Here is a 19,292-nt window from a genome sequence, read left to right on the forward strand (position 1 = left end):
ATTTGTGAACGAGATATTGGTAACTCAGGAAAACAATATTTTATAGTTAGAACTCGATAAAATACGGCTCGTTTTCTACAATATTCTCAGCGAATCCGTTTTGGCATCTATTTTCGCCGACGGTCACGTTATCGGTGGTTTCGTTCGGTTCCGTCTTCCACTGCAAATCGAAGCGCCCGAACTGCTTCGAGAACGTCGTTCCACTGCGCGAGCGTTCCGGGAATCGAATCGGTCGTCGTCTGGCGGTCTATCGTTGCGCGAACGTCCCGCGGATTTTCGATATTTTGAAACTGAACACCACCGCCGCCAGCCACCTCGATGGAGACAGTTCCGTAGTCGAACATCGTCCCACGGATTCCCTGCCGGAAACTGCTGTTCTGTACCCTGTCTATCGACAGCCGACGAACGTTTCGAGAGAGAACGCCGGTTTTTCGGTAGAGCGCGCGGTCGGTCACGACGAATCGCGTGTTGGAAACGGAAAGATAGGAGAGGGCTGGAATCGCGATTCCGAGCGGAACGAGCAACAGCACGAGCGGTTCGCTCGTCGTCACGACGACGAGCGAACCGCCAACGAGAACCAGCCCGACGAGGAACGCGGGAAGCACGCTCATCAGTCGCGGGTGGCCTTGCCACTGGATTTCCTCGCTGTCGTCCAGCACGAACCAGTCGGTGCCGGTCATGGGTTGTCGATTCTGCTCATTTTGTCGTCTCCGTTCATCGGTTGTCACCGCCATTCATCGGTTGTCAGCCTCGTTCATGGTCGGTCGTCTTCGGATCCGTTCCAGTCCCAGTCTCCGTCCGCATTCGGATTTGTATTCGTATTCGCAGGGTCATCGCCGTTCTCGACGGCGTCTCGAATGGCGCGCAGTTCGACCAAAATCTCGTCCAAGACGGCGTTTTTGTCTCCTTCGGAGCCGCTTCCCGTTCCTCGTTTTTTGTTTCGCTCGTTGATGAGCGACTGCAAATCCCGCGGCGCATCGACGTTGTCGAAGCTCATTTCGACGCCGCTCCCTCCAGCGGTGCTGATATCGACGGTTCCGTAACCGAACTGCGCGCCGAAGAAACTCTGTCGGTAGGAGGTGTCCTGTACCTTGTCGAACTCGATTCGTTGGACGTTCCGCGAGAGTATTCCCGTCTTTTTGTAGAGTGCTTCGTTCGTCACCAGATAGTTCGTGTTCTGATGTGAAAGATACGCGCTGATGATGATGAGAAGTCCGAAAACGACGAGTGTAAGCGGAATCCCGACGACGAACGCCGGGACGAGACTGTACGGATGCTGTTTGCCTGCCCAAATTACTTCCTCGCCGTCGTCCGGCGAAAACCAGTCGAACGATTCGTCCATATTTCAATGTCAAACCGACACGGGATAATAATTCCGTGCGGCGAAGGTGAAACGCTATTACTCAGTGCAGTTCGACAGCATCGGCGGTGACGACGACGGTGTGGCCGTGGTAGTCGAAATGAACCGCCGTTTCGTCGTGGTGCCGACTCGGGTGGGAACGAAAGAGGTCGTCCAGCGCGTCCGGGTCGATGTAACTGTACAACGGTTCGTCACACTGCAACTCGGTCGCGTTCGCGCTCGAAACCGCTCGGACGACCGCCTCGCTCGGTCGTTCGTTCGGACGAATCGCGTAGCACTGCGGCGATTTCATCGCATCGGAACTCGTCTTTTTCGATATTGTCGGTTGATGTGGTGGCATGATGATTCGCTCTCGCTGTCTGAAACTGTGCGCAACGAGGTTATATTTAAAACCCCGTCAGACGCATCCGCATTTCGCGCCGATATTTAAATATTTTTGACAACTCATCCAGATTACTACTAAACATACGTTTATATGCAACAAAGTTGCGGTGGTGGTATGGCAACCGGACTAACCGACGACGATTTGCGACAAATCCAGAAGTTCGCACAGACGCCACGACACCGGCGAACTCCCGAACTGCTGTGTTCGAAACGTAGAGGGAGACGGGACGAGGACGGCGACAGTGCGAACTCGGCTCAGTCCAACTCAGATCAGTCCAACTCCGCGAAAAATAGTCCGTGAAAATCGAACGAAATCGCGTGTGGCACCCGCGCCATCCTCCGATATTGATACTCGGCGATTCCTAATTCTCCGGGCACGTTTCAACTCTTCGGCCTTCCCTCCTTCCGCACGTCCTTACTTCGGCATTTCCGCGTCACCGATCGGTTCAGACCGCTCTCGATAGACGTCGTAGACGCGCTTCGCCCACTTTCGGGCGATTGTCGTCTCGGAGTCAACGAACACCTGCATCGTTCCGGTTCGCTCGTCGTAGCCTCCGATTCCGACCCGGTCGTCGAAGATGGCGAGTCCGTAGGGGAGTGCCTCCCGCGTCCGAAGTTTGAGGTGGCCGCGTTCGAGCGCGACGAGTTACACACGCCGAAGAACTGGCGTGAGAATCGGCACGGAACTCCGATAGCAACAACGTTCTTTTCGTCACCTCTCGTTGGTCACCCATGGCAACTGTCGTTGGAGTCGTCTGTTCTGCGGAGGGCGGAGTCGTTCTCGCTGGTGACCGCCGACAGACGAAGGACGGAACCGTCGTCTCTGACTCGGTACAGCGGGTGTTCGACTACGATTCCGCCGGTTATGCAGTCGTGGGTAATCCCGGTTCAATCGAGGAGTTCGACCGCCGATTCGATGCCGAACTTCGCAGGTACCGAACCGAACGCGACGAACCGATGTCGTCCACCCGACTCGCACGAACGGCGAGCGAAATCGCAACGGAAGCGGGTGTCGATGCGCTCGTCGCGGGACGAGACGAGGAGGGTTCCGTCGTCCTCCACGAAGTCGGAACCGACGGACGAACCGTCGAAACCGAAACTGCGGCGCTCGGGAGCGGTTCCCCGGTCGCGTTCGGACGACTCGAAAATGGAAGCATGCCGGACGATTTGGACGCCGCGGAAACGCTCGTCCGGGATACACTCCGTGCCGTTGCAGAGCGAACGACTGACACGGGGGGCGAAATCGACGTGTTTCGATTGGAACAAACGAGCGAGTAACACCACCAACAGAAAACAGGAGGTTCGACTATATCGATTGGCCTCGTGAATCGGCTATGGACGGAGACCTCCACGAATCGCTTTCCGGGCAGGTTGCACTCGTTACGGGGGCAAACCGGGGTATCGGCGCGGAAATCACGAAACAACTGACCGAACTCGATGCGACGGTGTACGCCGCCGCGCGCACTCCAGAGGACGTGGAAACGAGTCGTTCGAGGACGTTTCCGGTTCGACTCGACGTTACCGACGAATCGACGATTCGAACCGTCATCGGGACGATTTCGGAGAAACAGGGAAAACTCGACATCCTCATCAACAACGCTGGCGTCTACGGGGAAACGGGAAAACTCGGCACGCTTCCGACTGGCGAAATCGACACGACGCTTCGGACGAACCTCCACAGGCCGATGATTTTGACGCGACACGCGCTTGCTCTGCTTTCCGAACAGAGCGGTGCCCGAATCGTAAACGTTTCCAGCGGTTCCGGACAGTTCAGCGGCGGTGGAATCGACGTCGGACACCTTCCCTACGGTGTTTCCAAGGCGGGCCTGAACGCATTCACCAACTCCCTCGCATCCCAGTATCCGGGGTTGCTCGTGAACGCCGTCTGTCCGGGGTGGGTTCGCACCGAAATGGGTGGCTCCGGCGCGCCGCGAAGCGTCGAGAAGGGTGCGGAGACACCGGTTTGGCTCGCTCAATTTCGGAGTGGTAGTCCGAGCGGTCGGCTTTGGCGAGATAAGCGACTCGTCGGATGGTGAGCTAAAAACTGAACTCGAAGAAGTAGACACAATTGCGGTTGAAACTGCCAAACACCGCGCATTTCGGACAAGTGATTGGTACTCAAACAATATAACTGTGCTTCTTTCGGAAATAGACAGACTTGTGGAGTTTTGGAACTATTCAGAAGAAGTTATTATAATGGAAAATAAAGCTGATTGTGTGGAAACAACGACGAGTGAGGGACGTTCATACGAAAAACCGCTTTTTTACTCGTTAGATCGGTGACCAAAACCTGCATATGCAATCAAAAAAAAAAATACAAGCTCACAACCGACAAAAATATGTCGATGAAAATAACAGATATCCCTCCCTCTCGGCTCACAGAACAACAGTTGTTCGCCGAATACGTCGAACTAATGGATGATTCTTCACGAACCTTCAAAGGATACAACGCCGTTCAGTACGAGAAACGACGGATGGAACTCCTCGCCGAAATCGGCGAACGATTGGAAATGTTGGAAGCGGTAAAGGCGCTCATCGGGGACGAGTTCGCCCACGACCCGGAGTTCACACAACCGAACCGTGACGAGATGAGGCGGTGAGACGGCGGACGATTTTTCCCAACTCCGACGACAAATCGTGCTATTAGTTCGTTCGGCGACGCACAGTCATCGGAATTGCTTTTTTCGGGCGCGCGGTAACCGTCGCCATCAGGTCGAGTTCCGTCTCCGGCGTCAGTTCGAGATGGAACTGCTGGTAGATGGTTGCAAGCAGCAGTCGGGCTTCCAACATGGCGAATCGGTCGCCGATACAGCGCCGCGGCCCCGCCGCGAACGGGAAGTACGCCAGTTTCGGTAGCGATCCTTCGAACTCCTCCGTCCAGCGTTCCGGTTGGAACGCGAGCGGGTCGTCGTACCATCGCGGGTCGCGGTGGACGACCCACTGGTTCATCTGTACGGTCGAACCGGCGGGAATCTCGTAGCCGCCGATGATGTCTGGTTTGACCGGTTGGCGGATGATTCCCGGCACCGGCGGATAGAGTCGCATGGACTCTTTGACCACTTTCTCGGTGTATGTCAGGTTCGGCAGGTCTGTCATCGTCGGTGGACGTCCGTCAAGGGCGTCGTCCAACTCCGCCACCAACTTCTCCTCGACTTTCGGATGTTCGCCGAGAACGTACATCGTCAGGGTTAGCGAGAGCGCAGTCGTTTCGTGTCCCGCGAGCAGGAGGGTCACCACTTCGTCCCGAATCTGTTCGTCGGTCATCCGATGCCCGTCGTCGTCGGTTACGTCGAGAAGCGTCGAGAGAACGTCGTTCTCCCCCGGATTTTCGCGTCGTTGCTCGATGAGGTGGTACACCACCTCGTCGAGTTTCTTTCGGGCATCTCGAATTTGTAGCCGCGCTGGCGTCGGAATCCCCGGCGGAAGCACCATGTTTGCGAGGCTCTCCGTGGCCTGCATGAACTCCTCCAACGATTCGGCGATAGGTTCCACGTAGTCGTCTATATCGACGCCGAACAGCGCTTGTGCGACGATTTTCAGCGTCAACGTCATCATGTCCTCGTGAACCAATCGCGTCTCGCCGTCCGCCCACGTTTCGAGCATCTCCTCGGTCAGGTTCGTCATCATCTCGGCGTAGGCTTCGATTCGACCGGGATGGAACGCGGGTTGGATGAGATGGCGGTTTCGACGCCAAACGGCACCTTCGCTGTTCAAAATGCCGTTTCCCGTCATCGGGCCGAGGGTGCCTTGAAAGATGTCCCCTTTGACGTAGTTCTGATTGTTCTGCACGAGCACCTGTTCGATGTACTCCGGATGGTTGAGTTGGTAGAGATTTCCGTGTGGTTCCTCCATATACGCGATGTCGCCGTACTCGCGCGCGGTTCGCGTCATGAACCCGAACGGGTCGCGGAGGAAGGCTAGCCGAGTTCCGACTATCGGTAGTCCGTCGGGACCGGGCGGCGTTTCTTTCGTGACCGGAGGTGTGTCGCTACTCATTCTTACTCGACTAATGTCTCCCGCTCCCTCTATCTCTGTAGCCGAGCATCCTAGGTGGATTTAAATATCGTCGAATCGAACTTTAGCCATGCGGTCTGCCACTGTCGTACTGACGTGGGACGACGTGCAGGTTCACCCCATCGACGACCTGTTCGCGCGAGACGACGACCTGACCGTCGAGGCGATTCGGTACGTGAGTCCCGTTCACGAGGGGATGTACGTCGAACTGCTCGAACTGCGGGGTAACCTGGAGCGTGCCAGAACACTACTCGAAGCGTCTCCGGACGCAGTCGAGTTCGATGTGGTCGGTAGCGACGGGCGCGGCGTCGTCTACCTTCAGTGCCGAACTGCCGGACTCGTAGACGAACTGCTCTCCCTCCTGCACGAACACGAACTCGTTCTCGACTGGCCGATGCAGTACATCGACATCGGAGACTCGCGGGGACTTCAACTCACCGTTCTCGGTACGGACGGAGCGATTCGAACCGCGGCGAGCGAACTTCCAGACGGGATTCACCTCCGACTCGAACGACTGGGGGAGTACCGACCGAGTGCGGGACGACTCTCCTCGATGCTAACCGACCGTCAGCTAGAACTGTTCGAACTCGCTGTTCAGGAGGGGTACTACGAAGTCCCACGGGAGACGACCCACCGAGAACTTGCTGGCGCACTCGGCATTGCCACCGGAACAGTAAGCGAACATCTCCAGCGAATCGAAGCAAAACTCGTCTCTGGCTATCTCGGATAGGTCGGCGAACACGAAAAAGTCGGCTCCGACGAAGGACAATTTATTTAGCTTTCGTCTGTGGCAATACCTGGTATGAATAAAGCACTCGCCGTCGTCGAAGCGTCAGAATCCGCAAAGGAACTGGTCACGGAAGCAGGGGAACTCGCGGAGGGCGTCGGGGCGAATCTCGTTTTGCTCCACGTCACGAGCGACGAAGAGTACGAAAAGACACGGAAGTCGCTCGAAAGCATCCCGAAACTCGAAACGTCGTACACCGCCGGTCAGGCGCTCGAAGGTGCGCGTCAGTTCGCGGAGGACATCGGTCGAGAAGTTCTCGAAGGCATCGAAGTCGAGTACGAATCCACAGGTCGCGTCGGTGACGAACGCGACGAAATTCTGTCCGCCGCAGAGGAGTTCGGCTGCGACCACGTTTTCCTCGCGGGGCGCAAACGGTCACCAACCGGGAAAGCAATTTTCGGCGACCGAACGCAGTCGGTCATCCTCGACTTCGACGGCGCGGTTACCGTCGTTACCGAATAGTGCATCGAATAGGCTTCGATACATCAACAAACATCGAATCGGAACTGGTAAGGTGACGCTTCGATGACAATCCAACCGAATGTTGAGTCGATTACTCGGCAGTAGTCCGGTTTCGAAGCCGATAGCTCTGTCAGCGGACGAGCTATTCAATCTCTGCCGTGTAGAACGTCGGAGACACGCGATTTTTATCATGTCTGAAATGGAGACTCCGATACAGATGCGGACGCTGGTCGATGAGGTGACGGCGCGGGAGTTCGGCCCCAATGCCACGAGCAACCAGCGAACCACCGTCTACACGACGTTCTATCAACAACACGTTTCCGTGCTGGAGGATGCAAACGTTCTCTCCGCGCCCGACGGGCCGAGTCGGATGCTCCATCCCGAGGAGAACGCAGAACCCCTCGCCGAACTCCTCTCGTTCGTCGAGGACGTTTCCGAGTGAGATTTCGACAGTCTTCTAGCTCCTCTCGACTCACCACTCGTCGCCGAGTTTCCTGCGCGCGACCAGATACCCCGCGTGGGTTCGCCAGCATCGCCCGCTTTCTGAGTGTTCGACTCGATAGCGAGAACCACAGTCTCCGCACCGTCGCTTTGCCGGGTTTTTCACCGCCTTCGATGCGCGATACCGGCGTGCATCCCAGTCACAGGACGAACACCGCAATCGGAGTCGAGCCTCCGAAAACGTCCGGCAGTGTCGCGGTGCGTCCAACTCTTTCGCTTTTTCTGCAAATCGCGTTCCATGCCCCGATTCGCCGAACTGCTGGAACTCCCACGCATGTACCAGTTCGTGCCGAATCGTCCCGGTGAACTCCTCCCACCCGAAGGCGCGGTAGGCGCTCCATGTCAGTCGAATCGTGATGGCTTCGGTTTGGCGGTCGTAGATGCAGACGCCTGCACGACGCACCGCGCGCTCCGAACACTCCCAGTCGATGTTTGACAGTTCGACCTCGATTGGAACCGTCTCCGCGTAGCTCTCTGCGCCCGAGAGCAGTTCGTCGCGCGTCGTCGGTTCCATTCGTCATGGCGTTCTCACCTGTGGAATATAACTGTCTCTCTTGAACTCCCCACCGTCACGCTCCGATTCGACTCGCGTTTTTCTCCCCTGCCAGCGAACTCCCCGTATGACAGACATAGGGGAGCAACCGACGCAATCGTTCTGGGGACGCCGCTCCAACCCGAAAAGCGACTGGACGCGGGTGCTGTCCTTTCCTGTCTTGCTGATTTCGCTGTATCGCCACGACTGGAAACTACTGGGTCTAACGGTGCTGTTCGTCGTCGTCAACCCTGTTCTGTTTCCGAAACCCGATCCCGAGGAAGTCGGAGATAGCTGGATGTACAAGGGTGTTCTCGGCGAACAGTTTTGGCTCGTCCACGGGGATAAATCGGGCTATCCGGACGTGCTGAACAGGCTCAACGTTCCGATTTTCCTGTATGGGTTGTATTCTGCGTATCGGCAAAACCCACGAAGAACGGCGATTTGTACCGCCCTCTCCGCTGGACTCAAATTCTGGTTCGTCAGCGAGATGGTGCGATACTACGAGGCAAATCAGGCGGCAGAAGCCGCCTGATTCGCACTTATTACGATTGATTCGCTTTTATCACTCAATCCAGTCGCTCCATCTCGTCAGACGAGAGGTCGATGGAAGCAGATTTGACGTTCGAGTGAAGGTGGTCAACGCTCGACGTGCCGGGAATCGGGAGCGTGACGGGCGAATGGTGAAGCAACCACGCGAGCGCGATTTGCCGCTGTGAGGCGTCGTGGTCGTTCGCAATCTCGCGCAGCGCGTCGGCTTCGTCGCCCAAGTCACCAGCACCGAGCGGGTACCACGGGATGAACCCGATTCCGGCGTCCTCGCAGGTCGAGAGGACTTCCTCGTGTTCCCGGTTGGCCACGTTGTACTGGTTCTGCACCGTCGCAACCTCGACGATGTCGCGAGCCGTTTCGAGTTGGTCTACGTCCACGTTGCTTAGCCCGACGTGGTCGATTTTCCCCTCGTCTTTGAGTTCCGCGAGGGCGTGTACCGAATCCGAAAACTCCACGTCCGGGTCAGGGCGGTGGAGTTGATACAGGTCGATGCTGTCGGTTCCGAGACGGTCGAGACTTCCCAAAATCGCGTTTCTGAGGTAGTCCGGGTCGCCGTTCGGAAGCCAATCTCCTTCGTCGTTCCGCAGGAGGCCGCCTTTCGTCGCAACGACCAGAGTATCGGGGTACGGATGGAGAGCGTCCCCGATGAGTCGCTCGCTGACACACGGGCCGTAGGAGTCCGCCGTGTCGATGAAATTCACGCCGAGGGAAATCGCCTCGTGGAGGACGCGACGTGCTTCCTCTTCGTTGTCGGGCCTACCGATGATGTTCTCGCCAGTGAGTCGCATCGCGCCGTAGCCCAGTCGGTGGACGGTCAGCTCGCCACCGATGTCGAACGTGTCGCTTTCGTTTTCGAGTACCATGCAGAGACGTTGTGAGACAGCGGGTAACCTCTTTTGGCAAACTGGGTTGGACAGGATTGATTTCTCGCCGAGAGGGCAGTACTTATAAATCGCTTCCGCTCCTGCCTGTTAGTATGTCACAAGAAGTTGCGGGATTCGACGACGAATCCGGCCTCCCACCTGCCGTTTGGGAGGCGCTTCAGACCGTCAAGGCGGGTATCGTAAGCACCGGCCTGATGTTGTTTATCTTCGCCATTGCCGAAGCGGAAACCGGATTCAAACTTGGCGTTCCCGCTGCTGTTACGGAGTTTGTCGGCATGCCTGGTCAACTGCTTCTCGGATTCGCGGTGTTCGTTTTCGCGGGCGTCGTCGTATGGCCCCTGCTGTTCGCAGCGATAGACGATAATCTTCGGATGATTCCCGCCGGAGAGGATGCCGGAATCCGCGGTATCGTCTTCGCGCTGGTTCTCTGGGGTGCGTTCCTCCTGTTGGGTTCGGCAGGCTTGCAACTCGCAGGGCCGTTTTTCGTCCTCTATCTGGTTTTTACTCTGCTCGCCCATCTCGCGTATGGCTACTCTCTTGGAATTTTGTACGCGCGATTTACGCATCAGCCGACGACGCACTGACCAGCACGTTTCAGTTGTCGAAATTCGTTTTCCGATGGTATCTACACGAAAAGTCATGCTGGTTCGATGACTTACTCTTTTTATACTACGGTACTATGTCCACGGTAGCCCCTGAGGAACAATCTGGAAGACGTCGTTCGTCGCCAGCGAGAAGACCGCGCAGATGCCGCCTTCCTCACCGAAGAGGTGTCGTACGAGGATGCGAGTCGGTTCGGAGTCTGTGATACCAACAGCTACGGTGAGATTACTGATGTCGTCGAGAAACCCGAAGATCCGCCATCGAACCTCGTCATGACCGGATTTTACACGTTCACACCCGCAATTTTCCACGCTTGTCACCTCGTCCAACCGTCGAACCGAGGTGAGTACGAAATCAGCGAAGCAATCGACCTGCTCATTCAAAGTGGTCGCACTATCGACGCAATCCGCATGGACGGATGGCGCGTCGACGTCGGCTATCCAGAAGACCGCGACGAGGCCGAACGGCGACTCAAAGACGAGCAAGAAGTGGTGGATGCGACCACATAACTACGCTCGAAGCAGAGACGCCTCACCGGAACGTCGCTCCCTTCGCAGTTTTCTTTTCGCAATGATTGCGAATGAGTGTTGGAATATTCGGTGCTGTTGAACCTTTCCGTTAACTACAGATTCCTCTATCGCCATCGTTACCCAAACACCGCTCCGACCGAACGAAATAAGTCTGCACTGTGAGGTAGATGAAAATAGCGTGGCCCAAATGCAACTAACTGAAAAACGAGTCCTCGTTACCGGCGGTGCGGGTTTCATCGGTTCGAACCTCGCAAACCACCTCGCCGAAGAAAATGACGTCATCGTCGTAGACGATGGCTACCTCGGAACCGCCGAGAACCTCGACGATGCGGTAAAGTTTCACGAAAAGAGCGTGCTCGACGACGATTTACCGACCGACGTTGACGCCGTGTTCCATCTTGCCGCCCTCTCATCCTACAAAATGCACGAGGAGAACCCGACGAAGGGTGCTCGTGTGAACGTCGAAGGCTTCGTCAACACGGTCGAGCAGGCACGAGACGACGGCTGTGACACCGTCGTCTACGCCTCTACCTCGTCCATCTACGGGAATCGGACGGAACCGTCGCCGGTCACCATGGACGTGACGGTCAACACCGGATACGAAGCATCGAAACTGGCGCGTGAACGCTACGCCGAATACTTCGCCAATCACTACGACATGAACATGGCCGGAATGCGCTTTTTCTCGGTGTATCAGGGCTATGGCGGGGCTGAAGAACACAAAAAAGAGTACGCGAACGTCATCGCGCAGTTCGCCGACGACATAGACAACGGGGAAACTCCCGTGCTCTACGGTGATGGCACCCAAACCCGTGACTTCACGCACGTTTCCGACATCGTTCGTGGATTGAAACTCGCCGCAGAACACCAACTGACGGGAATCTACAATCTCGGGACTGGCGAGAGCTACGACTTCAACACGGTCGTCGAGATGCTGAACGAAGAACTGGGGACGGATATCGAACCGGAGTACATCGAGAATCCGATTCCGGACGACGTGTACGTCCACGACACGATGGCTGACACGACGGCGATGTACGAGGCAACTGGGTGGGAACCGGAGGTTTCGTTCGAGGAGGGTCTGGAACGGGTGTGTAGACAGTACACCTGAACTGGTGTCTCGGACAAACTCTTCGCAGTCGATTGAGCCGTGATTGTCGATAGGCAGAAAATTGATTGTCAGTACAGCACGTCTTATTTGTGCGATACTATCAATCAAACAGTTCGCCGTTGAGTCCTTCGTTGGCGCACCAGTACGAGCGAAGGTAGGTGTATCCGATACCGAACAGGACGAAGTAGCCCAGAATCGTTCCGATCGACTTCATATTATATATAATTTTACACCAACAAGTAGTTGCTGGTCAGCAATAACACTAATCCAGTATCAATTAGCTGGTCAGCAAACACTACTTCAGTCGTTTCTCGAACCACTGCCATTCGCCCGTAAAGAAGCCGTACTCTTTGAGATTCCACACGTCGGCATCAGTGACGATTGGCCCTTTCCGAACCGACTGAAGCATGTTCCACATCCAGACGAGAGTTCCGAGCGTGATGATGACCGCGCCGACCGTAGCGACCTGCTGCAGCGGTTCGAACTGCGGCGAATACTCTGCGTATCGGCGCGGCAGGCCGAGCATCCCGAGGACGATGAGCGCATTGAACGTAATCGTCACGCCGATGAAGGTGAGCCAGAAGTGGACTCGCGCCAGCGTCTTGTTGAACATCCGGCCCGTAAACAGCGGGAACCAGTAGTAGACGGCGGCGAACATGGCGAACGGAATCAGCCCCATGATGATGAGATGGAAGTGGCCGACGACGTAGTAGGTGTCGTGGAGCACCAAATCGACGGGAATCGACGCGAGGAAGATGCCCGTCACGCCGCCGATGATGAACGTCGCAATCGACCCCACGCAGAACAGCATGGGGGCCTCTAGCCTGACGTTGCCGTTCCACATCGTGGAGATCCAGTTGAACACCTTCACCGCGCTCGGGACGGCGATAGCGAGCGAGACGGCCATGAAACTCGCGCGGATTCGCGGGTCGATGCCGGTGGTGAACATGTGGTGTGCCCAGACGCCGAACGAGAGAACGCCGATGGCGAGCGTCGAATAGACGACGAACTTGAAGCCGAACAGTCGCCGTCCGGCGAATCGTGGAATAATGAGGCTGACGAGGCCCATCGGCGGCAGAACGAGAATATACACCTCGGGGTGCCCGAAGAACCAGAACAGGTGTTGCCACAGAATCGCCCCGCCACCTTCGGCCGCGAAAAAGGTGGTGCCGAAGTTTCGGTCGAGCAGGAGCATGATGAGGGCACTGCCGAGCAGCGGGAACGCGAACAGGATGAGTCCGGCCTGCGTGAGGAACGTCCACGAGAGAATGTCCATCTCGGCCCACTCGACTTCCCGCAGTGTGAACGTCGTGGCGATGATGTTAATCGCGCCAATCGTGGTGCTGACCCCGGACAGGTGCAGACCGAGGAGCATCAAATTAATCGTCGGATTCGGCTGTTCCGCCGATAGCGGGGTGTAAATCGTCCACCCCGTTTCGGGCGGCTTGAGTTCGAAAAACGGCTGTGCGGCGGCTTGGCCCAGAATCGGTTGGATGATGTGACCGCCGACGTCGGAGATGAGGCCGAACCGAACCAACAGCAGGGCGGGCGGCAGGAGCCAAAAGCCGATGGCGTTCAGGCGGGGAAACGCCATGTCGTCGGCTCCGAGGAGGAGGGGGAGGAAGTAGTTCGCAAACCCGAACAGGACGGGCGTGGCGAAAAAGAACAGCATTGTGATGCCGTGCATCGTGAACAACCCGTTGTACGTTTCGGCGTTCCACACGTCCACCTGCGAGGTGAACAACTCAGTCCGAATCATCATGGCGTCCGTGCCGCCCCAGAGGAACGCCACCGCGCCCAGTAACAGGTAGAGCGCGCCGATGTCTTTGTGGTCAACCGTCGTTATCCATCTGACGAGGCCGGACGGTTTGCCGTAGCCGGATTCGAAGCCGGTGGCGTATCCCCCGTCGGGTTTGGGGGTCGGGGTTCGTGTTTGTTCGTCTATCGAACGGGACAGCCAGAGTGCGACCGCTACCAGTGCGATACCGAGTCCTGCACCAGCGGCGGCTTCACCGAAGAGATTCATTGTGGTCGGGTACGCGATGTCGTCGAATGCTGGCGATGGTTACCGCGCGATACGGGTGTCTTAGCCGGTGGTTAGGACGCATATCTCTTAACCCTCCGGGCCATTCTCACCGAGTGAAAACGGAATCGGGTTGGAAATCCGAACCGAGCCCGAAGAGTCCATTCTCAGTCGGATGTCAGCGGAACGCCGACGACTGGATGTCCTGTCTGCGTAAGCACTGATTGTGTGATGCTACCGAACAACACTTTCTGTGCAGGGCTCCGCTTTTGACTCAGTCCGATGACAATTTCGTCGGCGTCTTCTTCGTCCGCCAGCGTGAGAATGTCGTGGGCCGGGTCGCTGGCCCCCGTGTTCTGTTCCGTCTCGACGGCCGCGAGTTCGCCCAGTTGTTCTTCGAACACCGAGAGGGCTTCCTGTCCGTCTCTCACCTTCTCCTCGTCGTTTCCACCGTGGAGCGAGTTGAGAACCGAAATGGATTCGTTCCCGTCGAGTCGCGACTGGAGGTAGTCACAAATTTTCTCGCTCGTCTCGGCGCTGTCGGTTCCGACGACGATGTGGATCATGCGCGGAAAGAGAACCGGGGACGATATAAAGCAGATGGCAGGGAAAAATAATGGCGTATCTCTGGTCGAACGACCCGCCGAAACTTCCACAACTATTCAACCCCGCCGCTCCTGACGCAGTCGTATGGAACAGGTCGCACCCCTCGCGGCGGCAATCCGTGATGCTGACTCCGTGGTTGCACTCACCGGTGCGGGCATCAGTACCGCGTCAGGAATACCGGATTTTCGGAGCGATTCGGGCATCTGGAACCGATTCGAACCCGAGGATTTCCACTACCGTCGATTTTGCAACGACCCCAAGGACTTCTGGGAAGACCGCGTCGAACTTCACGAGACGATGTTCGGCGAAAAAGTCGAACCGAACCCAGCCCACGACGCACTCCACGAACTCGCCGAAGAGGGCTATCTTCACACGCTCGTCACGCAGAACACCGACGGTCTGCACGACAGCACGGCCGAAACAGCCGCCAAACTCATCGAACTCCACGGCAACGCCCACCGCGTCGTCTGTGATTCCTGTGGTCGGAAAACCGAGGCTGGCCCGGTTCGAGAGCGCGTCGAATCGGGCGAGCGACCGCCGCGCTGTGGAGATTGCGACGGAATATTCAAGCCCGACGTGGTGCTGTTCGGCGAGCAGTTGGGAAAAAGCGACCTGCAGTGTGCCCGCGAACGGTCGCGGAACGCGGACGTATTTCTCGCAATTGGGTCGTCGCTGTCCGTCGAACCGGCGGCCTCACTGCCGCGAATCGCCGAGCGAAATAACGCGACGACCGCCGTCGTGAACCTCGACAAAACGCCGTTCAGCGCGCTCGCCGAATACGATATTCGCGGCGACGTAACGGACGTACTTCCGGCGTTGTGTGAAGAAATCGCAGACTGAGGTCGATTCGTCCCCTCGGCGGGCGAACAGTTATGCGGTTGGAAGTACATTGCTAATTGATAGCGTATGGCACCAATCGGCTACGTCGTCAGCGCCTTCGTGATGGGATTTCTGCTCGTCCTGCTCGGAGTTGGACTGATACGTGGGAGAGATTGGCAACAGTACGCCATGCCGAATCAGTCCGAGTCGAATTGGAACGACGGCGAGGCCGAGTTCCAACTGCTCCAAAGGATTGCCACGAACCCGACAGTTTGGGTGGTATGCTTTCTGTTTCTCACCCTCGGAATCGGTGCGGGGGCCGTCCTGTTCGTCAGCGGCACCGCAGTTCCGTCGTCCATACGGCAAACCGCGTGGCTAGCGCTCGTTTCGCTGTCGATTGCACTGGTCGCCGGATACATTTTCTGGGGAACCTACCAATCCATCCGCTATCGAGGATTGGACAGCGCGAAGGCGACGCTTACGGCGTTGTGGGTCTGGGGAATGCTATTCATCGTGATCGTAATTTTGCAACTCGTGATGGCGTGAGTTCGTGGCTGCATAGTTAGGATTTCACAGAATCGAATACGAGGCCGCGAGCGTCAGCGCCAGCGCCGCGAGCAGACCGACCAGCACGACGAGCAAAATCGACCGCGGTTCGGAGCGAAGATGCTGGTAGTAGCCCGCGATGAGCAGGGCTTTTACGAACGACAGCGCGATGATTGCCCCGAAGGCAGTCCAGTAGGCCAATCCTGCGAACTCCACGAGAACCTGTACGGTCGCCATCACGAACAGCACGATGTAAATCACGGTGTACAGTTTTGCGTTGGTCATGGGTTTCAGTTGATTGTAGATCCCGTTGGTCGTGGTCACAAAATGTAGAACAGCGGGAAGAGGAACAGCCAGACGATGTCCACGAAGTGCCAGTAGAGGCCGAAATACTCCACCGGCCGTTCGTCGTCCAAATACGCCCCGTTCCACGCTCTGGCGACGAGATACAACACGATGAACAGGCCGACGATGACGTGTGCGGCGTGCAGTCCCGTCGTCAAGTAGAACGTCGAGGTTCGGACGCTACTGGAAATCGTCAGTCCCTCGTGGAACAACTCCTGCCATTCGAGTGCCTTGTTCACGAGGAAGGCGACTCCGAGTGCGAACGTGACGACGAGACTGGCGATGAGTCCACGCTTGCTGTTTCGCTCCGCCGCGACGAGCGCCAGCACGACGCTGAAACTGCTCGTCAACAGGAGGTAGGTGTTCACCAGTCCCGGCAGTGGGTCGTGGGGAACCGGTTCCCACTGCACCCAGCCACTCGCGACCCGGATGAACGCATACGACCCGATGAAGGCCCCGAACAGCACCACATCGGAAGCGAGGAAAATCCACATCCCGAGTTTCGTGTTTTCCACGCCCGTAAAGGGCCAACTCTCGCCGAACGGGCCTTCTGGACCGTGGAATCGCTCCCTCGCCATCGAAACGAGGGAAAAGCCACCGAGCGCGAGTCCGCCGCCGAGAACGACGAGATACGCCATCCCGCCGGTGAGTTCGCCCTGCTCGAAGCCCGACATACCGAGAAAGGTGAAAAACGCGCCGACGCTGACGACGAAGGGCCAGATGCTCGCGTGGTCTTCGTCGTGTGCGCCGTGAGTCGCCTGTTCTGATTCAGTTCCGTATGCAACCATTCCCCCGTCGGTCGCACCGTCCGCGACTGCACTGTCCAACGGAGTTCGCTCGCTGCGCTCGTCGCGTTCGAACCGGAGCGTCCCGTCCGCGAAACTCGGGATTCCGGGGAAATTTCCGAGCGGCGGCGGCGAGGGAATCGCCCATTCCGTCGTCGTCGAATACGACCACGGGTTGTCGTCCGCGGGGGTACCCACGACGAGACTCTTCGAGAGGTTGTAAAACATCACGAGGAACGAGGTTCCGAGGATGAACGCGCCGACAGTGGACAGTTGGTGCCACGGGATGAACGCCGGGTCGTAGACGAAATCCCGCCGCGGCGTCTCCCACGCGATGAACATCGGGAAGTAGAGGAGGTTGAAGCCGACGAAGTACATCGCAAAGTGAACCTTCCCGAGGAACTCGTCGTACATCTTCCCAGACATCTTCGGGAACCAGTAGTAGAGTCCGCCGATGAGCGCCGTCACGCCGCCGACCATCACGTAATGGAAATGCGCGACCACCCAGTAGGTGCCCCGGAACTCGTAATCGAGGACGACGGCCCCGAGAAAGACGCCCGTAACGCCGCCGAGGATGAACAGGAGGAGCGCACCGAACGAGAAGAGAAACGGCGTGGCGAACCGAACGCGACCCTTAATCATGGTGTAGATGAGCGCGAACACCATCAGGTCGAAGGGGAGCGAGATGCCGATTGTCGTCGCCATGAACAGCGTCTTGATTTGCAGGTTGATGCTCGTCAGGAACATGTGGTGCATCCAAACCATGAAGCTCTGAATCGCCACGAGAATCATCGCCAGAATGAACCACTTTCGTCCGACGAGTCGCCTGCCGGTGAACGTCTGGAACGTTTCTGCCATCACGCCGACCGCCGGGAAGAAGACGATGTACACCTCAGGGTGGCCGAAAAACCAAAACAGATGCGCCCAGAGAATCGATCCGCCAGCCTGCGCGGTGAAGTAGGTCGTTCCGAGCAGTCGGTCGGAGGCGAGGATGAGCAAGGCTGCGAGCAGTGCCGCGAACGCGAACAGCATCATCCACACCGTGAGTAGAATCGTCCACGAAAACAGCGGCATTCGCCAGAGCGTCATCCCCTCCGCGCGCATTCGGTGCATCGTCGTGAGGAAGTTCACGGAGGAAACCGTCACCGACGCGACGAACAGTATCAGCGCCAGCACCGCCGTCGAAGCGCCGATGTTCGGCGTGTAGACGGGCAGATTCAGCGGTGCGTACATCGTCCATCCGCCGGCCAAACTCCCACCCTGAAAGAAGGAGACGCCGAGCAGGATGCCGGAGAAGAGATACAGCCAGTACGAAAGCGCGTTGAGTCGGGGAAATGCGAGGTCTTTTGCACCGATTTGGAGCGGAACGACGTAGTTCGCAAAGCCGAAGGCGAAGGGCGAGAGGAACCAGAAAATCATGATGAGTCCATGCGTGGAAACGGCCTGATTGTACGACATGGACGAGAGAATCCCGATTCCCGGCGTCCACAACTGGAGTCGCATCAACAGCGCGAGCACGCCGCCGAAGACGAGGAAAAAGAGTGCGGTAATCGTGTAGAGGATACCCACGTCCTTGTGGTTCGTCGTGACGAGCCATCGCCGGACGGAACTCGTCGGAGGAAAGTCGCCGTGGGCGTGGGTGTCGTCGGTCATGCTGCCCTCGTCGTCGTCAGGTTGTCGGAACTGTTCGCGGAGTTGTTCACTGAGTCGTTCGCAGAGTTGGCTGTCGAACTAGTCGCCGAACTGTTCGTCCCCTCGTACCACGACTCGTATTCGCTTCGCTCCATCACCACGACATCCGCAGTCATGTAAGAGTGGCCCGCACCGCAGAGTTCGAAACACCGCACTTCGTAGGTTCCCGTCTCGTCCGCGACGAACCACGTATTGGTCTGCTGTCCCGGTATCGCGTCCGTTTTTACGCGTAGCTCGGGGACGCCGAACGTGTGGAACACGTCGGTGGACGTGACGGTGAGTCGAACCGTCTTCCCCTCTGGAACTCGCAGTGTACTACTTTCGTGGCCGTTCGGATAGACGAACTCCCAGTTGAACTGCGAGCCGACGACTTCGACGTGCATCGAATCTTGGTTTTCGACCGACGTGTCGTCCTCGACGTAGAGGAGCGTCCCGTACGTCCAGAGCACGAGCGAAACGACGATGATGGCGCTCAGGGAGAACGAAAAGAGCAGCTTTCGTCCACCGTCGCTTCCGGTCGGCAGTTCGCCGAGTTTGGGTGGGTCGAGTTCGTGCGTTCCGTTGCCGTCCCGGTATCTGTACGCTGTGTACAGCATGTAGCCGACGACGACGACGCTTACGAGAATACCGAGGAGGAGAAACACGCCGAAAATTTGCTGGAACACCTCCGCACGCGTTCCGCGTGGAATCAGACCGCTCGCACCGTCGTGAAGTGGGAAAAGGCGGATATGCTCCAGCATCCCGCTATTATTAATG

23 protein-coding genes and 2 pseudogenes are annotated in these 19,292 nt (G+C 57.4%); 13 read left to right on the top strand and 12 right to left on the bottom strand.

Annotated elements, in window-relative coordinates; translation table 11 throughout:
- Nucleotides 1–128: 128 nt before the first annotated feature.
- The 3 genes from HL45_RS16575 to HL45_RS16585 form a co-directional block, all read right to left on the bottom strand.
- A complete protein-coding gene (locus HL45_RS16575; RefSeq protein WP_049972304.1) occupies nt 129–680 on the bottom strand; it encodes a PH domain-containing protein in 552 nt (183 codons plus the stop codon).
- A gap of 74 nt (nt 681–754) precedes the next feature.
- A complete protein-coding gene (locus HL45_RS16580; RefSeq protein WP_049972305.1) occupies nt 755–1,342 on the bottom strand; it encodes a PH domain-containing protein in 588 nt (195 codons plus the stop codon).
- A 61-nt stretch (nt 1,343–1,403) separates the two neighbouring features.
- Nucleotides 1,404–1,700: a HalOD1 output domain-containing protein gene (locus HL45_RS16585; protein WP_049972306.1), complete on the bottom strand. Its 297-nt coding sequence runs from the start codon at nt 1,698–1,700 to the stop codon at nt 1,404–1,406.
- 159 nt (nt 1,701–1,859) lie between these two features.
- On the opposite strand from HL45_RS16585, the gene HL45_RS16590 reads away from it, so the two are divergent.
- A complete protein-coding gene (locus HL45_RS16590; protein WP_049972307.1) occupies nt 1,860–2,045 on the top strand; it encodes a hypothetical protein in 186 nt (61 codons plus the stop codon).
- A gap of 114 nt (nt 2,046–2,159) precedes the next feature.
- On the opposite strand, the pseudogene HL45_RS21955 reads toward HL45_RS16590, so the two are convergent.
- Nucleotides 2,160–2,384 (bottom strand): annotated as a pseudogene (locus HL45_RS21955) (transcriptional regulator FilR1 domain-containing protein); the annotation flags it as partial.
- A 92-nt stretch (nt 2,385–2,476) separates the two neighbouring features.
- Here HL45_RS21955 and HL45_RS16595 point away from each other — a divergent pair.
- The 3 genes from HL45_RS16595 to HL45_RS16605 all read left to right on the top strand — a co-directional run bounded on the left by HL45_RS16595 (nt 2,477) and on the right by HL45_RS16605 (nt 4,344).
- Nucleotides 2,477–3,022, top strand: coding sequence for an Ntn hydrolase family protein (locus HL45_RS16595; RefSeq protein WP_049972308.1), 546 nt, complete (start codon nt 2,477–2,479; stop codon nt 3,020–3,022).
- A 56-nt stretch (nt 3,023–3,078) separates the two neighbouring features.
- The gene (locus HL45_RS16600; protein ID WP_049972309.1) at nt 3,079–3,780 is read left to right on the top strand and encodes an SDR family NAD(P)-dependent oxidoreductase; all 702 of its coding nucleotides are present in this window, start codon (nt 3,079–3,081) and stop codon (nt 3,778–3,780) included.
- 309 nt (nt 3,781–4,089) lie between these two features.
- Nucleotides 4,090–4,344, top strand: a complete 255-nt coding sequence (locus tag HL45_RS16605) for a hypothetical protein (protein WP_049972310.1) — start codon at nt 4,090–4,092, stop codon at nt 4,342–4,344.
- 43 nt (nt 4,345–4,387) lie between these two features.
- Here HL45_RS16605 and HL45_RS16610 read toward each other — a convergent pair whose 3' ends face one another.
- Nucleotides 4,388–5,740, bottom strand: a complete 1,353-nt coding sequence (locus HL45_RS16610; RefSeq protein ID WP_049972311.1) for a cytochrome P450 — start codon at nt 5,738–5,740, stop codon at nt 4,388–4,390.
- 88 nt (nt 5,741–5,828) lie between these two features.
- Between HL45_RS16610 and HL45_RS16615 the strand changes: the two genes are divergently transcribed.
- From HL45_RS16615 to HL45_RS16625, 3 genes are all read left to right on the top strand, one after another.
- Nucleotides 5,829–6,488, top strand: a complete 660-nt coding sequence (locus tag HL45_RS16615; protein WP_049972312.1) for a helix-turn-helix domain-containing protein — start codon at nt 5,829–5,831, stop codon at nt 6,486–6,488.
- A gap of 72 nt (nt 6,489–6,560) precedes the next feature.
- The gene (locus tag HL45_RS16620) at nt 6,561–7,007 is read left to right on the top strand and encodes a universal stress protein (protein WP_049972313.1); all 447 of its coding nucleotides are present in this window, start codon (nt 6,561–6,563) and stop codon (nt 7,005–7,007) included.
- Nucleotides 7,008–7,086: 79 nt separating this feature from the next.
- The gene (locus HL45_RS16625; protein ID WP_049972314.1) at nt 7,087–7,449 is read left to right on the top strand and encodes a DUF7344 domain-containing protein; all 363 of its coding nucleotides are present in this window, start codon (nt 7,087–7,089) and stop codon (nt 7,447–7,449) included.
- Between the two features lie 30 nt (nt 7,450–7,479).
- Here the strand turns inward: HL45_RS16625 and HL45_RS16630 are convergent, their stop codons facing one another.
- Entirely contained in the window at nt 7,480–8,022 is a 543-nt protein-coding gene (locus HL45_RS16630; RefSeq protein ID WP_049972315.1) for a SprT-like domain-containing protein, read from the bottom strand.
- Nucleotides 8,023–8,128: 106 nt separating this feature from the next.
- On the opposite strand from HL45_RS16630, the gene HL45_RS16635 reads away from it, so the two are divergent.
- Nucleotides 8,129–8,575 carry a DUF6653 family protein gene (locus HL45_RS16635; protein WP_049972316.1) on the top strand — a complete coding sequence of 149 codons (447 nt, stop codon included), beginning with the start codon at nt 8,129–8,131 and terminating at the stop codon, nt 8,573–8,575.
- Nucleotides 8,576–8,609: 34 nt separating this feature from the next.
- Here the strand turns inward: HL45_RS16635 and HL45_RS16640 are convergent, their stop codons facing one another.
- Entirely contained in the window at nt 8,610–9,455 is an 846-nt protein-coding gene (locus HL45_RS16640) for an aldo/keto reductase (RefSeq protein ID WP_049972317.1), read from the bottom strand.
- A 113-nt stretch (nt 9,456–9,568) separates the two neighbouring features.
- Here HL45_RS16640 and HL45_RS16645 point away from each other — a divergent pair, with 113 nt between their 5' ends.
- The 3 genes and pseudogenes from HL45_RS16645 to HL45_RS16655 all read left to right on the top strand — a co-directional run bounded on the left by HL45_RS16645 (nt 9,569) and on the right by HL45_RS16655 (nt 11,720).
- Nucleotides 9,569–10,060 carry a DUF6789 family protein gene (locus HL45_RS16645; RefSeq protein WP_049972318.1) on the top strand — a complete coding sequence of 164 codons (492 nt, stop codon included), beginning with the start codon at nt 9,569–9,571 and terminating at the stop codon, nt 10,058–10,060.
- Between the two features lie 120 nt (nt 10,061–10,180).
- Nucleotides 10,181–10,588, top strand: a pseudogene (locus tag HL45_RS16650) (sugar phosphate nucleotidyltransferase); the annotation flags it as partial.
- Between the two features lie 208 nt (nt 10,589–10,796).
- Complete coding sequence (locus HL45_RS16655) at nt 10,797–11,720, top strand: NAD-dependent epimerase/dehydratase family protein (protein ID WP_049972319.1); 924 nt, start codon at nt 10,797–10,799, stop codon at nt 11,718–11,720.
- 295 nt (nt 11,721–12,015) lie between these two features.
- Here the strand turns inward: HL45_RS16655 and HL45_RS16660 are convergent, their stop codons facing one another.
- Nucleotides 12,016–13,746: a cbb3-type cytochrome c oxidase subunit I gene (locus tag HL45_RS16660; protein WP_049972320.1), complete on the bottom strand. Its 1,731-nt coding sequence runs from the start codon at nt 13,744–13,746 to the stop codon at nt 12,016–12,018.
- A gap of 164 nt (nt 13,747–13,910) precedes the next feature.
- Entirely contained in the window at nt 13,911–14,309 is a 399-nt protein-coding gene (locus tag HL45_RS16665; protein WP_049972321.1) for a universal stress protein, read from the bottom strand.
- Nucleotides 14,310–14,433: 124 nt separating this feature from the next.
- Here HL45_RS16665 and HL45_RS16670 point away from each other — a divergent pair, with 124 nt between their 5' ends.
- On the top strand, nt 14,434–15,189 hold the full coding sequence (locus HL45_RS16670) for an SIR2 family NAD-dependent protein deacylase (RefSeq protein WP_049972322.1): 756 nt from the start codon (nt 14,434–14,436) through the stop codon (nt 15,187–15,189).
- Between the two features lie 66 nt (nt 15,190–15,255).
- Nucleotides 15,256–15,714, top strand: a complete 459-nt coding sequence (locus HL45_RS16675) for a hypothetical protein (RefSeq protein WP_049972323.1) — start codon at nt 15,256–15,258, stop codon at nt 15,712–15,714.
- A 24-nt stretch (nt 15,715–15,738) separates the two neighbouring features.
- Here HL45_RS16675 and HL45_RS16680 read toward each other — a convergent pair whose 3' ends face one another.
- From HL45_RS16680 to coxB, 3 genes are read right to left on the bottom strand one after another with little or no spacing between them, the layout of a single operon-like run.
- A complete protein-coding gene (locus HL45_RS16680; RefSeq protein WP_049972476.1) occupies nt 15,739–15,999 on the bottom strand; it encodes a cytochrome C oxidase subunit IV family protein in 261 nt (86 codons plus the stop codon).
- Nucleotides 16,000–16,034: 35 nt separating this feature from the next.
- Nucleotides 16,035–18,497 carry a cbb3-type cytochrome c oxidase subunit I gene (locus tag HL45_RS16685; protein ID WP_049972324.1) on the bottom strand — a complete coding sequence of 821 codons (2,463 nt, stop codon included), beginning with the start codon at nt 18,495–18,497 and terminating at the stop codon, nt 16,035–16,037.
- Nucleotides 18,494–19,276 carry a cytochrome c oxidase subunit II gene (gene coxB, locus HL45_RS16690; protein ID WP_049972325.1) on the bottom strand — a complete coding sequence of 261 codons (783 nt, stop codon included), beginning with the start codon at nt 19,274–19,276 and terminating at the stop codon, nt 18,494–18,496. The genes HL45_RS16685 and coxB overlap by 4 nt, the downstream gene beginning before the upstream one ends.
- Nucleotides 19,277–19,292 lie beyond the last annotated feature (16 nt).

The organism is Haladaptatus cibarius D43 (assembly GCF_000710615.1).
GTDB classification, from domain to species: Archaea; Halobacteriota; Halobacteria; order Halobacteriales; family Haladaptataceae; genus Haladaptatus; species Haladaptatus cibarius.

What these genes read in the sequence shown, in the direction of transcription:
- HL45_RS16575 (WP_049972304.1), bottom strand. Translation starts at nt 680, where the DNA reads ATGACCGGCACCGACTGGTTCGTGCTGGACGACAGCGAGGAAATCCAG.
- HL45_RS16580 (WP_049972305.1), bottom strand. Translation starts at nt 1,342, where the DNA reads ATGGACGAATCGTTCGACTGGTTTTCGCCGGACGACGGCGAGGAAGTA.
- HL45_RS16585 (WP_049972306.1), bottom strand. Translation starts at nt 1,700, where the DNA reads ATGCCACCACATCAACCGACAATATCGAAAAAGACGAGTTCCGATGCG.
- HL45_RS16590 (WP_049972307.1), top strand. Translation starts at nt 1,860, where the DNA reads ATGGCAACCGGACTAACCGACGACGATTTGCGACAAATCCAGAAGTTC.
- HL45_RS16595 (WP_049972308.1), top strand. Translation starts at nt 2,477, where the DNA reads ATGGCAACTGTCGTTGGAGTCGTCTGTTCTGCGGAGGGCGGAGTCGTT.
- HL45_RS16600 (WP_049972309.1), top strand. Translation starts at nt 3,079, where the DNA reads ATGGACGGAGACCTCCACGAATCGCTTTCCGGGCAGGTTGCACTCGTT.
- HL45_RS16605 (WP_049972310.1), top strand. Translation starts at nt 4,090, where the DNA reads ATGAAAATAACAGATATCCCTCCCTCTCGGCTCACAGAACAACAGTTG.
- HL45_RS16610 (WP_049972311.1), bottom strand. Translation starts at nt 5,740, where the DNA reads ATGAGTAGCGACACACCTCCGGTCACGAAAGAAACGCCGCCCGGTCCC.
- HL45_RS16615 (WP_049972312.1), top strand. Translation starts at nt 5,829, where the DNA reads ATGCGGTCTGCCACTGTCGTACTGACGTGGGACGACGTGCAGGTTCAC.
- HL45_RS16620 (WP_049972313.1), top strand. Translation starts at nt 6,561, where the DNA reads ATGAATAAAGCACTCGCCGTCGTCGAAGCGTCAGAATCCGCAAAGGAA.
- HL45_RS16625 (WP_049972314.1), top strand. Translation starts at nt 7,087, where the DNA reads ATGTTGAGTCGATTACTCGGCAGTAGTCCGGTTTCGAAGCCGATAGCT.
- HL45_RS16630 (WP_049972315.1), bottom strand. Translation starts at nt 8,022, where the DNA reads ATGGAACCGACGACGCGCGACGAACTGCTCTCGGGCGCAGAGAGCTAC.
- HL45_RS16635 (WP_049972316.1), top strand. Translation starts at nt 8,129, where the DNA reads ATGACAGACATAGGGGAGCAACCGACGCAATCGTTCTGGGGACGCCGC.
- HL45_RS16640 (WP_049972317.1), bottom strand. Translation starts at nt 9,455, where the DNA reads ATGGTACTCGAAAACGAAAGCGACACGTTCGACATCGGTGGCGAGCTG.
- HL45_RS16645 (WP_049972318.1), top strand. Translation starts at nt 9,569, where the DNA reads ATGTCACAAGAAGTTGCGGGATTCGACGACGAATCCGGCCTCCCACCT.
- HL45_RS16655 (WP_049972319.1), top strand. Translation starts at nt 10,797, where the DNA reads ATGCAACTAACTGAAAAACGAGTCCTCGTTACCGGCGGTGCGGGTTTC.
- HL45_RS16660 (WP_049972320.1), bottom strand. Translation starts at nt 13,746, where the DNA reads ATGAATCTCTTCGGTGAAGCCGCCGCTGGTGCAGGACTCGGTATCGCA.
- HL45_RS16665 (WP_049972321.1), bottom strand. Translation starts at nt 14,309, where the DNA reads ATGATCCACATCGTCGTCGGAACCGACAGCGCCGAGACGAGCGAGAAA.
- HL45_RS16670 (WP_049972322.1), top strand. Translation starts at nt 14,434, where the DNA reads ATGGAACAGGTCGCACCCCTCGCGGCGGCAATCCGTGATGCTGACTCC.
- HL45_RS16675 (WP_049972323.1), top strand. Translation starts at nt 15,256, where the DNA reads ATGGCACCAATCGGCTACGTCGTCAGCGCCTTCGTGATGGGATTTCTG.
- HL45_RS16680 (WP_049972476.1), bottom strand. Translation starts at nt 15,999, where the DNA reads ATGACCAACGCAAAACTGTACACCGTGATTTACATCGTGCTGTTCGTG.
- HL45_RS16685 (WP_049972324.1), bottom strand. Translation starts at nt 18,497, where the DNA reads ATGACCGACGACACCCACGCCCACGGCGACTTTCCTCCGACGAGTTCC.
- coxB (WP_049972325.1), bottom strand. Translation starts at nt 19,276, where the DNA reads ATGCTGGAGCATATCCGCCTTTTCCCACTTCACGACGGTGCGAGCGGT.